This is a genomic window from Paralcaligenes ginsengisoli (genome assembly GCF_054781135.1).
The window spans coordinates 16,942-30,119 of sequence record NZ_BAAGUZ010000038.1 but is presented as its reverse complement, the minus strand read 5'-3'; the positions used below and the strand labels follow the sequence as shown (position 1 = coordinate 30,119).

Genomic DNA, 13,178 nt, shown 5'->3' with positions numbered 1-13,178 from the left:
CCTCGCCCGTAAATCAGTGAATCAACATGCCGCCGTTCACATCGATGACCGCCCCCGTAATGTAGGAAGACAGGTCCGATGCCAGGAACAAGTAAACGTTGGCCACGTCCCGGGCTTCCCCCAGACGGTTCAGCGGTATGCCCTTCAGGATATCGGTCCGCATCGTCTCGGTCAGCTTGCCGCCGGTGATGTCGGTCTGGATCAACCCCGGGGTGACGCAGTTGACCCGGATATTGTCCGGCCCCAGTTCGCGTGCCATGGCCTTGGCCAGGCCCAGTACGCCCGCTTTTGCCGCTGAATAATGCGGTCCCCCGAAAATGCCGCCACCTCGCTGGGCCGACACCGACGACATGCAGGCAATCGAGCCGGATTTCCGGGCGCGCATGTGGGGAATCACCGCCTGGCTCAGATACAGGACGCCTCCCAGATTCACGTCCAGGACTCGTCTCCAGCTGTCCGGATCGATTTCCATGGTCTTGAGCGGCTGGGTGATGCCGGCATTGTTGATCAGCACGTCAATACGCCCATACCGGTCGATGATCGCCGCGGCGGCCCTCTCGCACGCATCCCTGTCGGCCACGTCGCAGGCCAGCCCGATGTGGTCGCCGGCCTCAAGGGTCGTGGCCGCCTGCGACGCGGAAGTTGCATCCAGATCAAGAATCGCCACGGTGGCGCCATGAGACGCGAGCAATCTGGCCGTCGCCAGACCTATTCCCCGGTCGCTGGCGGCTCCCGATATGGCTATGACCTTGTCCTTCAAAAGCATGTGCTGTCTCCTGGAAATTCTTGAAAGAATTGGATCGGATGAACGAAACGGCAAAACACCGGATGAGTGAAATGGTAGACGGCAAAAATTCGCTGGACAAACGGTAAGTTTGCAATAAATAATGAATTTGATTCATGAATGAGAGTCGCTGACCGTCGTGTTCAAAAACATTCCGCTATCCATGCTGCGCGCTTTCGAAGCATCCGGGCGCACCGGCTCCTTCCGCAACGCGGCCGAAGAACTCTGCCTGTCCCCCAGTGCCGTCAGCCATGCCATCCGGAACCTCGAAGAACATCTGGGCACCCGGCTTTTCCTGCGAAGCACGCGGAGAATCCAGCTCACGCCAGAGGGTGAGGCACTGTTCACCCACATCAGGCGGGGCTTCGACGACCTCCGCCACGGCATGGAGCTGGTCTCGGCGCGCGGGCCGACCGTGTTGCGCCTGCATTCCGCCCCCAGCTTCGCGGCGCAATGGCTGGTCCCGAGGCTGGCCCGCTTCTTCACCGACCACCCCCGGATCGACTTGCGGCTAGCCGCCAACACCGACTATGCCCGGTTCGAAGCCGACGAGTTCGACCTGGACATCATTTATGGCGAGCCCAAAGCAGCCGGTATTGTCGTTGTCCCATTGGGCGACGAATTGCTCACACCGCTGTGCGCTCCCGGGATGGCGGCGCGCATCAAATCGCCGAAAGACCTGATTGGACTGCAATTGATCCAAAGCGAGTCGAAGCAGATTCGCTGGCCGGCCTGGCTTGAGGCGAACGGGCTGCCGGTCGACGCACCGCAGGGAGCCCGCTTTGACCGCAGCTTCCTGGCCATTGCCGCCGCGGCTGACGGCCTGGGTGTGGCGCTGGAATCAACGCGGCTGGCCGAGCGGGAACTGAACAGCGGGCGGCTCGTGCGCCCGCTTGCCGGGAAAGAATGCGAAATCCGTTACAACGGGCACTACCTGGCCTATTCCAGCGCCGCGCATCAACGGCAGACTATTGGCGTGTTCCGGGAGTGGCTGCTCGCCGAACTGGCTTCCGACACGACGTAACAACGCAGGCTCACATCCCCCACGCGTACAGCGCAATGATGCGGTCATCGAGCCCGGCGAAGTGGCGACTCATCTCCGCGCCCAGCAATATTCGGACAAAGACTTTTCACGCTAAAATCCCGACGGCCAGGTGCCCAGATGCGACAGCCGGGTAGAGGCTAGCGGAACAACGGCAAGCCTGTACCTGGCCCGGCCGGACTGTAGAGCACCTCTTACAGGACGTCGAAAGTGCGAAACATACGCGATGAGAGTGCCCAGCAGGATGCCTGTATGGCCAACGGTTCTTCGGGCCCGGCCAGGGAAACCCGGCCCGTTCGTCGCGGAGCGGTGTTTACCATCGTCTCCCTGGCACTATTGATGATGTCAGTCGACTCGACGATCGTCGCGACCGCCCTGCACTCCTTGCAAGTCGGGCTGGGAACGTCGATCAACTGGGCCGGGTGGACCATCACGGCGTACTCGTTCGGCTTCGTGCTGATGCTGCCGATCAGCGGCAGGCTCAGCGATCGATACGGCCGCCGCAAGGTGTTCCTCGGCTCGGTCGTCGCATTCACTGTGGCATCGCTATGCTGCGGGCTGGCCGACAATATCTTTGCGCTCATCGCCTTGCGCGCGGTGCAGGCGGCAGGCGGAGCGGGCTTCACGCCGTCGGCAACCGGGATTGTCGTCGATTATTTCGGCGATGAGCGCGATCGCGCGGTCAGCCTGTTCGGCAGCATCTTTCCCATCGGTGCGACGATCGGCCCCATATTCGGCGGGCTGTTCGTGTCGTATTGGAGCTGGCGGGGCGTGTTCTTCGTCAATGTACCTATCGGGATTGCAATCATTGTGCTGGCGCTGCGCTATATACCGCACGACCCGCCGAGGGCGAAACAGGCCCGCTCCAAGCTGGATCTTGCCGGCATAGCCCTGCTCGGCGGTGGCGTGCTCGCAGGCATGCTGGCAGCCAGCCACCTGGGTGAAAAAGCGCAGCTGTGGTCATTCGCGTTTGCCGTACCCTCGGTCATCGCGGTCGCCGCGCTGTGGCTGTTCTTCCGCCATATCCAGCGCTGCGCGCACCCGTTCATCGCCCCGCGCCTGATCCACGGGCTCGGTTTCGGTTCGGTCAACCTCGTCAACATGATTTATGGCGGCGTCACGGCCGGGGCAGTGGCGCTCGTGCCGCTGTACGCCACCAACCGCTACGGTATCGACGCGCTCGGCTCGGGTACTCTGCTGGTGGCGCAGGGAGTCGCCGCCATCGCGCTATCCACCATCAGTGCTCTGGCGCTGCGGCGAACGGGCTACAGGCTGCCGATGTACGTCGGCGGCATTGCCATCGGTATCGGGATGCTGCTGCTCGCAGCCAAGCCACTCGTCAATATTTCACCGTACGCCTGGCTGGCATGTTCGGCATTCCTCATAGGCGCCGGCGGTGGAATGCTCAACCCCGCCAGCCGTAACGCGGGACTGCAACTGGCGCCCGAACATTCCTCGACCCTCGCCGCACTGCGTACCTTGTTCCGCCAGATCGGATCCATCGTCACAATCTCGATGGCCACGGCGATCCTCGCCAATTCCCATGCCGCCGGCAGCGCTCAGGCTTGGGTCTACGTCGCGGCGGCCCTGCTATGTGTCGTCGCCCTGCCGGTAATCGCTCGCGTACCGGAGTACCACGGCTCGTGGTAAGCAGCTCACCCCCCTGCCGCAACCTGAATAGAATTGCGGCCATGGGCCTTGGCTGCGTAAAGCGCCTGGTCCGCACGCGCCAGCAGCGAATGCATGGTGTCCCCTTGTGAGGCCTGCGTCACCCCGGCAGAAAAGGTATAGCTGAAATCTATCGAGGGGAACTGCAGATGGACCTGGATGGGGTTGTTATGCAAACGATTCAGGATGTCGAGGGCCGATTGCACAGGAACGCCAGGGCAAATGACCAGGAACTCTTCTCCGCCGATGCGGGCTATCGTATCGACGGCCCGAAGATTGGCACGGCAATTTTCGGCAAACCGGCACAAGGCGGCATCGCCCGCCTCATGCCCAAACCGGTCATTGATGCTCTTGAAAAAATCAAGATCGACCAGGGCAACACTCAGCAATTGCATCTGGGTCTGGGTACTGAGCAAGACACGCTTCAACAGTTCGAAAGCATAACGTCGATTGGGCAGCTTGGTCAGGTAATCGGTCTGCGACGCCTCAAGCGCCACATCCCGCGAAACCCGCAGCGAAGTCTCGACTTGCTTGAGCGCAGTAACATCGGCGCCTTCGCAAAGCGGCCAGCCATCCGGCAAGAGCGTTTCGGTTATCCATAGGCGCTTGCCGTCGAGCAGCTCGATCGGATAGGAGCAATGGCTCTGGGCGCGGCGCCTGGCCCGCGCACGGGTAATGTAGGTATCGATGGAACTTGCGCCAATATTCACCCCCACTCCGGCGGCATGATTCGACCTGACAATAGCAGAAAAAGAAACGTTGTCCGTGCTGTGCACAAAGGCCTTGCGAAAGGCATCATTCGCATACCACAGTGTGTCTTCGGGATCGTATAGCGCTATTAAAGTGCGACTGCCCTGAAACCCTTGAAGCAATCGTGCTCCGGCATTTTCATCCGGAATGCCTGCAGTGTTCAAATCATCTCCATCGTGCTTTTCTTTTCCAGAACTTATTGTTCTTAGGTATACGCCAAAACATGCGTTCTCTCGACAAGAGAATGTTCGATGAGTTTAAATTAAAAATTTATTGTAATTTGAGCGGGAAATTCAACATCCTGTCAACAACGGCCAAGACACCGCCACCCTCGCGCCTTGAAGGCCGCCCGGCAGGCCGCCGGCGGAATCATTTCACACTCTCGAAATGTTCCGCATCATCTTCCCAGTTGTCGTGCAGCAAAGCCTGCAAGGCTTCTTTGACCGCGGCAACCTTGCGGCTTTCGCCGTCGGCGCGACGAGTCACGAGCGAGAACTGCAGTTGCGGCGCATTGGGCAGGCGCAGCGTCCTGACCGGATACATCAATTGAATACCCGGATCCGCAATCTGCACCACCGAGATACCGACTCCGGCGCTCACCATGGCGACGATCGCGCGCACGCCGTCCAGTTCGATCGAGCTGCGCGCCTTTCGAACATGCTTGCCGACATAATGTGCGGCCAATCGCCCGGTTTCCGTTTTACGGTCGTAACGGATCCATTCGTATTTCCTGAACAAGGCGTTGAGCGAGGTTTCCTGGCTCTGCGGCGGAGTGACCAATACCAATTCGCGACGAAACAGTGGATGCCATGTCAGGCGCGATGCTCCGCCCGCTTCAGGCTGCGCCACGACTGCCGCGTCCGAATCTCCCGATTTCACCGCATCGGTCAGATCGGCGCTTTTCCCTCGGGTAGGAAGTACTCGCAAAAGCGGATAACGGTCTGCCAGATAACGCATGACGCCGGGCAGCAGCATAGGCTGCAGCGACTCAATCACTCCGAAACCGACATTGCCCTCGACCACAACCGCCGACTGGAGCCGTAAAGAATTCAGGCGCGCCAGAGCGGGTTTCATTGCTTCGGAAACCTCGTAGGCGACGCGCAGCGGCTTGACCCTCAGGCCGCTGCGGTCAAACAGTTGCTGTCCCAGATACGTTTCGAGCTGCTTCATCTGCATGCTGACTGCACTCGGCGTCACATTCGCTTCCCTTGCCGCCGCCGCCAGTGTGCCGTGGCGCAGCACGGCATCCAAAACCGCAAAGGCTTCCATTTTCATCAAAATTCCTTAACTAAAGTTTAAATAAATATCGATATTAATTGATGATTGATTCTTTTATCCTTCTGTCATGCCAGAACACATACCGATCCATTTCGTCAAGGAGACGATTGAATGAGCAAGTCCTTTCAGCCGCAAGCGTGGTTGGCGGCCGATTTAGACCAGAACAAGTCCTGGGTGCAACACCTGAGCGAAGAAGAGATCTCGGGCCTGGAGCGGGGGCTCGCGCATGCCAAAGGCTGCAACAAAGACCTGCTGTCCATGACCGCGGACGACTTCCCCATGGGAGAGGCCGCCGCGGCCGCGATGCAGCGTGCGTTCAAAGCCACGCAAGAACGCTGGGGCCTATGCCTGGTCAAAGGCTTCCCGGTGGATCGATGGAGCGAAGACGATGCCAAGCTCGTATTTTGGGGTGTCGGCCTCCACGTAGGCCTGGCTCGAACGCAAAACCGCGCAAGCGACATCATGACTGACGTGCGCGATGTGGGGGCAAGCTACAAAACGAAAAACGGCCGAGGATACAACACGAATGCGGGACTCGATTTCCATATGGATTCAGGCGATGTGGTCGCGCTGCTCACGCTGCAAACCGCCAAATCCGGAGGTGAAAGCAAGATCACCAGTTCCATCGCCCTGCGCGACGAGGTTGCGCGCCGCCGCCCCGATCTGATCGAAGTCCTGAAAAAAACGTTTTTCCATAGCTACCAGGGTACACAGGATTCCTCGCAACGCCCTTACTATCAATGCCCGATTCTCGGCAGTGATCCCGATTACTTTGCCTTGCGCGCCAATCGCAAAAATACAATGGCTGCCCAGGCGGACTTCGAGGATGTGCCACGCCTGAATCCCGAACAGCTCGAGGCTCTCGATTTGCTGGAAGAAATCCTGCCGGACCCGAAGTTCTGCTTTTCCATGTGGCTGGAACGCGGAGACATGCAATTGCTCAACAACTATGTAAACCTGCACTCCCGCACGAGCTTCGAAGACTACGAAGAGCTCTCCAGGAAACGGCATTTGTTGCGCCTGTGGCTGGCCTTGCCCATTTCACAACCCCTGCCACCCGAATGGAAAGAGTATTACGGCGACGTTCGCCCCGGGTCCGTGCGCGGCGGTGTGCGAGGCAGCGCCATTTCCAAAGCGTTCATCGATTATGAGGCTCGGCAAGCCCGGATTCTAGGCATGCCGCACGCCATCACATACCCGGCACTGGTTGCAGGCTGAGCAATCAGCGACCGGCACCACTATATGTAGACCTGGGCCATGCATCCCGGTCTCACCTTTTCCCAACAAGGAGACTCCATGAAACGCACTTCTTCTTTGCCTCTTGATTTTTGCCGTGGCTTGCAGACCGATTTGAAACCTCTGGGTAAAAAGCTGATTCACACAGCAATCATCTCTTCGCTGATGCTTTTCGGGGGAGCCGGATCCGCCGCGGCAGCGAGCGCCGGCGATGCCTCGAATCATTACCCCTCGAAACCTATTACGGTTGTTGTAGGCTACACGCCCGGCGGCGCCACCGACATCATTACCCGCCTTATCGCCAGCAAATTGGAACGGGTGCTGGGACAGCCCGTGATTGTCGAAAACCGGCCCGGTGCCGGGTCGAACATTGCCACCGACCGGGTGGTCAGGGCGCAGCCCGATGGCTACACTTTATTGGTGGAAACAATTGCCAATGCAACCAATATGTCGGTCTACAAAAACATGCATTACGACACGCGCAAAGACCTTGCGCCCATCGTTCAATTCATGGCCTCGCCCAGCGTGCTGGTTGTCAACCCATCCGTACCCGCAAAAACACTGAAGGAATTCATTGCCCTGGCCAAAGCCAAGCCGGGCAAGTTGACCTATGCGTCGTCTGGCGTGGGCGGCTCGCCGCACCTGGCCGGAGAAATGCTCAAGCTACGTGCGGGAATCAGCATGGTACACGTGCCCTACAAGGGTGCAACGCCGGCGCTGACCGACGTGATCGGCGGCACTGTGTCCTGCGGATTCATGACATCCCTGGGTGCGTTGCAGTACATGCAGAACGGCAAATTAAGGCCCATCGCCGTCGCCAGCCCCAAGCGTCTGTCCGAGCTGCCCAATGTTCCCACCATGGCGGAGGCGGGTTTGCCCAATTTCGACGTTCTTTCGTGGAATGGGCTTGCGGCACCGGCCGGCACGCCGGAACCCATTATTCAAAAGCTCAACAAAGAGGTCAACGAAATACTGAAAATGCCTGACGTGAAAAAACAGTTGGAAGCCCTGGGCGCGGAGCCTGTAGGCGGAACGTCTGCGCAATTCAGGGATTTTGTGAACGCGGAAATTGAAAAATGGGGCCTGGTCGTGAAAACAGCGGGAATTTCCCTGGATTAGGAAACCCATGAAACACACTTCGAATTCGCGCTGCGCCCTGCTCATGACCGGGGGCACCATCGTCTCGAAAGTCGACCAATCGACTGGGCTGGCGATGCCGGTGATGTCGGGTGGGGAATTGCTCGAAACGCTCAAAGGCCTCACCGATGTATCGTCCATCGAGATTCACGACATAGCACGCGTCGCCTCTCCGCATATAGAGCCGACGCACTGGATAGCCTTGCATGATTCCATCCAAGGCCTGATTGCACGGGACGATATTGCGGGCATCGTGGTGTCCCACGGTACGAGCACTTTGGAGGAAACGGCGTGGTTCCTTGACCTGACGATCCGGACAGAAAAGCCCATCGTCGTCATCGGCGCCCAACGCAATGCCTCCGCGCTCGATTTCGATGGTCCCAGGAATCTGCTCGACGCGCTCATGATCTGCCGAACCGATACCGCTCGCGGAATGGGGGTGCTGGTGGCGCTGAACGGCCATATCAATGCGGCACGGGAAGCGACCAAAACCCATACGGTCGACGTCGAAACGTTTCAGTCCGGCGAATGGGGATATCTTGGCAGCGTCGTCAATGATCGTGTCACTTTTCACAGGGCTCCGGTGCGTCGTTTGCATGTCCCGCTGATTTCAAGGAACTTGCCGGCCGTGGAGATCATTTCCATGTATGCCGGAGCGACAGGGGCTCTCGTAAAAGCCGCGGCGGATCTGGGCGCTCGGGGCCTGGTTGTGCAGGCGGTTGCGTCGGGCCACGTCAATGCGCCGATGTTTGAAGCCATACGACATACGCTGGATCGCAACATAGCCGTTGTCATTGCCACTCGGATTCCGCGCGGAGGAACGCGGGCGGGCTACGGCTTTGCCGGTTCGTCGCAATTGCTGGTGGAAGCCGGCGCGGTACTAAGCAATGACCTGTCTGCATGGAAGGCAAGAATCCTGCTGATGCTCGCGCTGCAAAATACATTCTTGAACTCGCGCGAACTTTCTTCGCTCTTCGATAAATAGCCGGCCCTGAATTAAAACCCTCGGACTCGTGCTCATACACCGAAGCCTCCCGCACAACACCGGCATGAAGAGCCCTACCCCAGGTCCAGCGCCTGCGTCAGATCGCCTAGCGGCGCCAGCCCGTTCGCGGCGAAAACATTGTCGCGGGCGGCAACGCCATCCAGCGGCGCCAGCCCGTGCACACGGCTGATAAGGCGCAGGATCGAATTCGTGTCATAGACCGTGTGATCGACATGGCCCTTCTTGGCCAAGGGAGAAATCACGATTGCCGGGATTCGCGAACCCGGCCCCCAGCGGTCGCCTTTCGGCGGCGAAACGTGATCCCACCAGCCGCCGTTCTCGTCGTGCGTAACGATGACAACCGTGTTTGCCCACTGAGGTCCGCGCCGGATGTGCTCGACGACGTTCGCGATATGCCGGTCTCCGGACGCGACGTCGGCATAGCCCGCATGCATGTTGAGACTGCTTTGCGGCTTGTAGAAGGTAACGGCAGGCAGGCGTCCGGCATCGATATCCGCAATGAAGCGGTTGGTGGAGGGATCGTCGCCCAGGCCGCCGTCGCGCAGATGAAGGCGGCGCGCTTTCGTGCCCGGGGCGTAGTTGGCAAAATAGTTGAACGGCTGGTGGTGGTATTGGAAATCTGGCACCGGCCCTGTTGTGTGATTGAGCGCATATTGCCACGCACCGCTGTACCACGCCCACGAAACGCCCTTTTCGGAGAGACGGTCGCCAATGGTGGCATAGTGCTGCGGCGGCAGCACATGGATATTTTCCGGATCGGCAAAGGCCGGGTCGCCACCCTCGGCGGGACGCACGTGGCTGGGCTGATAAGCCGCGGCCATCGTGTTGACGGCGTAGCCATCCGCCGTAAGCGCACCGTCTTTCTCGAATTTGGGAGAGCCGTCGAGTGCCGACACGGGTGAATTGGCGGCCAGCTTCAAACGCGTACCGGTCGGGTCGCTGCCTTCCACTACCGACAGCAACTTGTGCACCGGGCTGTTGCGCGCATTCGGATAGAACGGCGCCTGCGCGGAGATCAGGAAGATGTGATTGAGCCACGAGCCGCCAAAAGCCGCCATGAAAAAATTGTCGCATAGGGTGTATTGACTGGCCAGACTCCAAAGCCGCAGCGTCTCGGCGGAGTCGCGATAATGCCCCATCACCAGGCCGCCCGAATTGGCCCAGGCGACGAATTGATTGTTGCGGCCCGCATTGATCTGCATCTGGTTTTGGTAGAAACGATGCCACAGGTCGCGTGTGATGACTCCCAGCGGCAGTGGTACGCCTTGCGCATCCGCGAGATGGAATGGGCCGTTGGGCAGGCCGTCGATCTGGTCTTGCGTAATTTCGAAGTGCTTGCCGCCCACGTCTTGCGGGCGCGGCACCAGGCCGCCCCAGATCTTTGGCAGGCGGGCCAGCGGTGTCCGGCCGTCACGGTCCAGTTGCATGGACTGCGCAGCGGGCACCGCCGAGAGTGGACTCTGCACGCCAGGGAAATTGCTGTACAGATTGTTGAAGCTGCGGTTTTCCGCATAGATCACGACGATATTGCGCACCTGCGACCGCAGCGCCTGATCCAGACGTTCGTCGGCTTTCGTGCGTGGCGGCTGAACCGTTTCGCAGCCTCCCAGCGCCAGGCCAACCCCCACCGCCGTGATGCCGCCGAGCACCCGGCGTCGGGTGGGATCCATGGGATCATTGATGTTGCGACCGTCGACGTCCTTATCCATAAGCTGTGATCTCCCTATGACTGAGCAGGCAAAAAAGGGGCTACCATGCAAAAGAAATGCGGTTGCGGCGAACCGCGGCAACGAGAAAGCTGGAAAGAACACGTACTATACTGCCGAAATATGACAGCAAGAATTCTCAAGACGATCGAAAAATGTCACGATCCGAACGCCTGCTTGAACTGCTCCAATCACTCCGCCGCCATCGTCTGCCTGTAAGCGGTGCAAAACTCGCATACGACCTGGGCATCAGCATTCGCACGCTTTATCGAGATATTGCCTCCCTTCAGGCGCAGGGCGCCATGATTGAAGGAGAGCCTGGTATCGGCTACGTTCTGCGGCCCGGATTCATGCTGCCTCCGCTCATGTTTTCCGACGACGAAATCGAGGCGCTTGTACTCGGCTCGCGCTGGGTCAGCAAGCGGGCGGATAGACAGCTCTCTGCTGCGGCGTCGAACGCCCTTGCGAAGATCGCGTCAGTGCTTCCTGACGACCTGCGCAACAATATGGACAACAATGCCCTGTTTGTCGGGCCTCATGACACGACTGCGCTGGAACACATTGATCTGAAACTGGCAAGACAGGCCATTCGCACTGGGTGCAAGCTGGTCATCGCCTATTCCGATCAAAATGGCGTCGAGTCGCACCGCACCATATGGCCATTTGCCATTGGCTTTTTCGAAACTTCCCGCGTGCTCGTCGCATGGTGCGAGCTACGGGGCGACTTTCGTCATTTCCGGACAGACAGGATATCCTCCCTGTCCCTGCTGGACCTGCGCTACCCGCGCAGCAAGCAAGCCCTGCTCAAGGAATGGCGCAAGACGCAGCTCGCGTCCTCAACCTGATCTCCCGCCTAGAAACGCAGCATATCGTGCATATGTTTCACTTGGGCCTCCCTGCGCTGCTGCGCTTGCGCCATGAGCCACGGCGGCACTGCGTGCATGGATCAAGGACGAACTGGAGCTTTCGCTGCGCAAGCTCCAAAAAGACGCCGAGTCGGCCGCGTAGCCAGGGAAATTTGAATTGGCCACACTCAGGCCGGCGCGAAAACGCGCAGGCGATGGCCGTCAGGGTCGAGCGCCACAAACGTATAACCGAAATCCATGGCGGTTGGAGCCTGTGCCATGACCAGACCGCGCAGGCTCCACTGGGCATGCATAGCGTCGACGGTGTCGTTGCCGTCAACCGAAATGGCCAGTTCCCCGCCCCCACCCGCCGCAGCGGCGGCAGGCTCTACAGTATGCCTGGACCAAAGCCCAAGCTTGACGCCGGAATCCAGGACAAACATGGCAAAGGTGGGCGAGGCCTCGACAGGTGGCTTCCCAAGCAGCCCAGCATAAAAGTCGGCGCTGGCTGCTGGGCTGTCCACGTACAAAAGGAAGAAATTCGGGTCGGTCATGTTGCTGCTCCGCAATAGTCAATGGGATGTGCTGACACAGGATGGCTTCCTGTTCAATGAGAAACCATCCTAATCGCCGCCACTGTCAGTTTCTGACAGTAGCGTTCCCTATTGCGCGCAACCAGCTTTCGTTCCTCCGAAGGATCCAGAAGGCCAGGATCTCCGCTCAGGCTTTCCAGGTGAGGTCAGTCAATGACAGCCCCGGATTTCTTGACTATATCGCCCAGGCGGGCATATTCTTCGGCGCCAAACTGCTTGAGTTCCGCACGCGTCGTCGGAGACGGTATCGCCCCGCGCGACCGCAACGATTCCTGTACCGCGGGCTTGCTCAACACCGTGTTGACAGCCTGATTCAGGCGATCCAACACTTCAGGAGGCGTTCCTTTCGGGGCATATAGCCCGTCCCAGGCAAAAAATGCATATCCAGGTACACCGGCTTCATCGAATGTCGGGATATCCGGGTTCGATTCAACGCGCTTTTTCGTCGTAACGGCTAATGCATGCAGTTTTCCAGCCTTGATCTGTCCCGCCAGATTCGGCATGACATCGATCAACATGGAAATTCTTCCCCCCAATAAATCAGTCAAGGCCGCCGCTCCGCCACGGTATGGAATGTGGGCAATGTCCAGACCCGTCATCTGTTTGAACAACTCACAGGACAAATGGGAGGTCGTGCCATTACCCGCGGAGCCGCAGGTCAGTTTTCCGGGGTTCTTCTTGCCATAGGCGATCAATTCCTGCAGCGTTTTGAAAGGCTCGCCTGGATTCACAACCAGTGCCGCGGCAATCACGGTGAAGCGGGAAATCGGCTCGAAATCTTTGGGCGTATACCCGGGATCCTTGTACAGCCAATGATTGATGGCTTCGGTCCCATTCGTTCCGTAGGAAAGGGTATATCCATCGGGTTTGGCGCGGGCTGCCGTGGCGGTTCCAATATTACCGCCCGCACCCGGACGATTCTCAATAATGACCGCCTGCCCCAATTCGCGGCCCAGCGGCTCAGCAACAAGACGCGCCAGGGTGTCGCCGCCCCCGCCGGCGGCAAAGGGCACTATCAATGTGATGGCGCGCTGCGGCCACGCGCCTGTGCCCTCAGCCAGAACATTAACCGTAGCCGTGCCGGCAAACAACACGGCGCCAAACAGTATTGCCATTTTTCTGAATTGCATTTT

At 59.1% G+C, this 13,178-nt stretch carries 12 protein-coding genes; 6 read left to right on the top strand and 6 right to left on the bottom strand.

The genetic code is table 11. The features are described from left to right. Window positions 1-13: 13 nt before the first annotated feature. The gene (locus ACYVIS_RS18065) at window positions 14-766 is read right to left on the bottom strand and encodes an SDR family NAD(P)-dependent oxidoreductase (protein WP_232740825.1); all 753 of its coding nucleotides are present in this window, start codon (window positions 764-766) and stop codon (window positions 14-16) included. A 157-nt stretch (window positions 767-923) separates the two neighbouring features. Here ACYVIS_RS18065 and ACYVIS_RS18060 point away from each other — a divergent pair, with 157 nt between their 5' ends. Then, entirely contained in the window at window positions 924-1,808 is an 885-nt protein-coding gene (locus ACYVIS_RS18060) for a LysR substrate-binding domain-containing protein (RefSeq protein WP_232740826.1), read from the top strand. Between the two features lie 270 nt (window positions 1,809-2,078). Beyond that, window positions 2,079-3,476 carry an MFS transporter gene (locus ACYVIS_RS18055; protein ID WP_232740827.1) on the top strand — a complete coding sequence of 466 codons (1,398 nt, stop codon included), beginning with the start codon at window positions 2,079-2,081 and terminating at the stop codon, window positions 3,474-3,476. A gap of 5 nt (window positions 3,477-3,481) precedes the next feature. Here ACYVIS_RS18055 and ACYVIS_RS18050 read toward each other — a convergent pair whose 3' ends face one another. Both ACYVIS_RS18050 and ACYVIS_RS18045 read right to left on the bottom strand, forming a co-directional pair. Then, window positions 3,482-4,408: a GGDEF domain-containing protein gene (locus ACYVIS_RS18050; protein ID WP_232740828.1), complete on the bottom strand. Its 927-nt coding sequence runs from the start codon at window positions 4,406-4,408 to the stop codon at window positions 3,482-3,484. Window positions 4,409-4,613: 205 nt separating this feature from the next. Further along, window positions 4,614-5,519, bottom strand: coding sequence for a LysR family transcriptional regulator (locus ACYVIS_RS18045; RefSeq protein ID WP_232740829.1), 906 nt, complete (start codon window positions 5,517-5,519; stop codon window positions 4,614-4,616). Between the two features lie 114 nt (window positions 5,520-5,633). Between ACYVIS_RS18045 and ACYVIS_RS18040 the strand changes: the two genes are divergently transcribed. The 3 genes from ACYVIS_RS18040 to ACYVIS_RS18030 all read left to right on the top strand — a co-directional run bounded on the left by ACYVIS_RS18040 (window position 5,634) and on the right by ACYVIS_RS18030 (window position 8,880). Next, window positions 5,634-6,740 (top strand): TauD/TfdA family dioxygenase, encoded by a 1,107-nt coding sequence (locus ACYVIS_RS18040; RefSeq protein ID WP_232740830.1) that lies wholly within the window; start codon window positions 5,634-5,636, stop codon window positions 6,738-6,740. 78 nt (window positions 6,741-6,818) lie between these two features. After that, window positions 6,819-7,877 (top strand): tripartite tricarboxylate transporter substrate binding protein, encoded by a 1,059-nt coding sequence (locus ACYVIS_RS18035; protein ID WP_460874646.1) that lies wholly within the window; start codon window positions 6,819-6,821, stop codon window positions 7,875-7,877. A gap of 7 nt (window positions 7,878-7,884) precedes the next feature. Continuing rightward, complete coding sequence (locus tag ACYVIS_RS18030; RefSeq protein ID WP_232740832.1) at window positions 7,885-8,880, top strand: asparaginase; 996 nt, start codon at window positions 7,885-7,887, stop codon at window positions 8,878-8,880. Window positions 8,881-8,954: 74 nt separating this feature from the next. On the opposite strand, the gene ACYVIS_RS18025 is transcribed toward ACYVIS_RS18030, so the two are convergent. After that, window positions 8,955-10,610, bottom strand: coding sequence for an acid phosphatase (locus ACYVIS_RS18025; protein WP_460874645.1), 1,656 nt, complete (start codon window positions 10,608-10,610; stop codon window positions 8,955-8,957). Window positions 10,611-10,762: 152 nt separating this feature from the next. On the opposite strand from ACYVIS_RS18025, the gene ACYVIS_RS18020 reads away from it, so the two are divergent. After that, entirely contained in the window at window positions 10,763-11,452 is a 690-nt protein-coding gene (locus ACYVIS_RS18020) for a helix-turn-helix transcriptional regulator (RefSeq protein ID WP_460874644.1), read from the top strand. Between the two features lie 188 nt (window positions 11,453-11,640). On the opposite strand, the gene ACYVIS_RS18015 is transcribed toward ACYVIS_RS18020, so the two are convergent. After that, complete coding sequence (locus ACYVIS_RS18015; protein WP_232740835.1) at window positions 11,641-12,006, bottom strand: VOC family protein; 366 nt, start codon at window positions 12,004-12,006, stop codon at window positions 11,641-11,643. Window positions 12,007-12,191: 185 nt separating this feature from the next. Further along, the gene (locus ACYVIS_RS18010) at window positions 12,192-13,175 is read right to left on the bottom strand and encodes a Bug family tripartite tricarboxylate transporter substrate binding protein (RefSeq protein WP_232740836.1); all 984 of its coding nucleotides are present in this window, start codon (window positions 13,173-13,175) and stop codon (window positions 12,192-12,194) included. Window positions 13,176-13,178 lie beyond the last annotated feature (3 nt).

Bases quoted from the DNA above. Each gene is read 5' to 3' on its own strand.
- ACYVIS_RS18035 (WP_460874646.1), top strand. From the start codon at position 6,819: ATGAAACGCACTTCTTCTTTGCCTCTTGATTTTTGCCGTGGCTTGCAG.
- ACYVIS_RS18045 (WP_232740829.1), bottom strand. From the start codon at position 5,519: ATGAAAATGGAAGCCTTTGCGGTTTTGGATGCCGTGCTGCGCCACGGC.
- ACYVIS_RS18020 (WP_460874644.1), top strand. From the start codon at position 10,763: ATGTCACGATCCGAACGCCTGCTTGAACTGCTCCAATCACTCCGCCGC.
- ACYVIS_RS18010 (WP_232740836.1), bottom strand. From the start codon at position 13,175: ATGCAATTCAGAAAAATGGCAATACTGTTTGGCGCCGTGTTGTTTGCC.
- ACYVIS_RS18015 (WP_232740835.1), bottom strand. From the start codon at position 12,006: ATGACCGACCCGAATTTCTTCCTTTTGTACGTGGACAGCCCAGCAGCC.
- ACYVIS_RS18030 (WP_232740832.1), top strand. From the start codon at position 7,885: ATGAAACACACTTCGAATTCGCGCTGCGCCCTGCTCATGACCGGGGGC.
- ACYVIS_RS18065 (WP_232740825.1), bottom strand. From the start codon at position 766: ATGCTTTTGAAGGACAAGGTCATAGCCATATCGGGAGCCGCCAGCGAC.
- ACYVIS_RS18025 (WP_460874645.1), bottom strand. From the start codon at position 10,610: ATGGATAAGGACGTCGACGGTCGCAACATCAATGATCCCATGGATCCC.
- ACYVIS_RS18040 (WP_232740830.1), top strand. From the start codon at position 5,634: ATGAGCAAGTCCTTTCAGCCGCAAGCGTGGTTGGCGGCCGATTTAGAC.
- ACYVIS_RS18055 (WP_232740827.1), top strand. From the start codon at position 2,079: ATGGCCAACGGTTCTTCGGGCCCGGCCAGGGAAACCCGGCCCGTTCGT.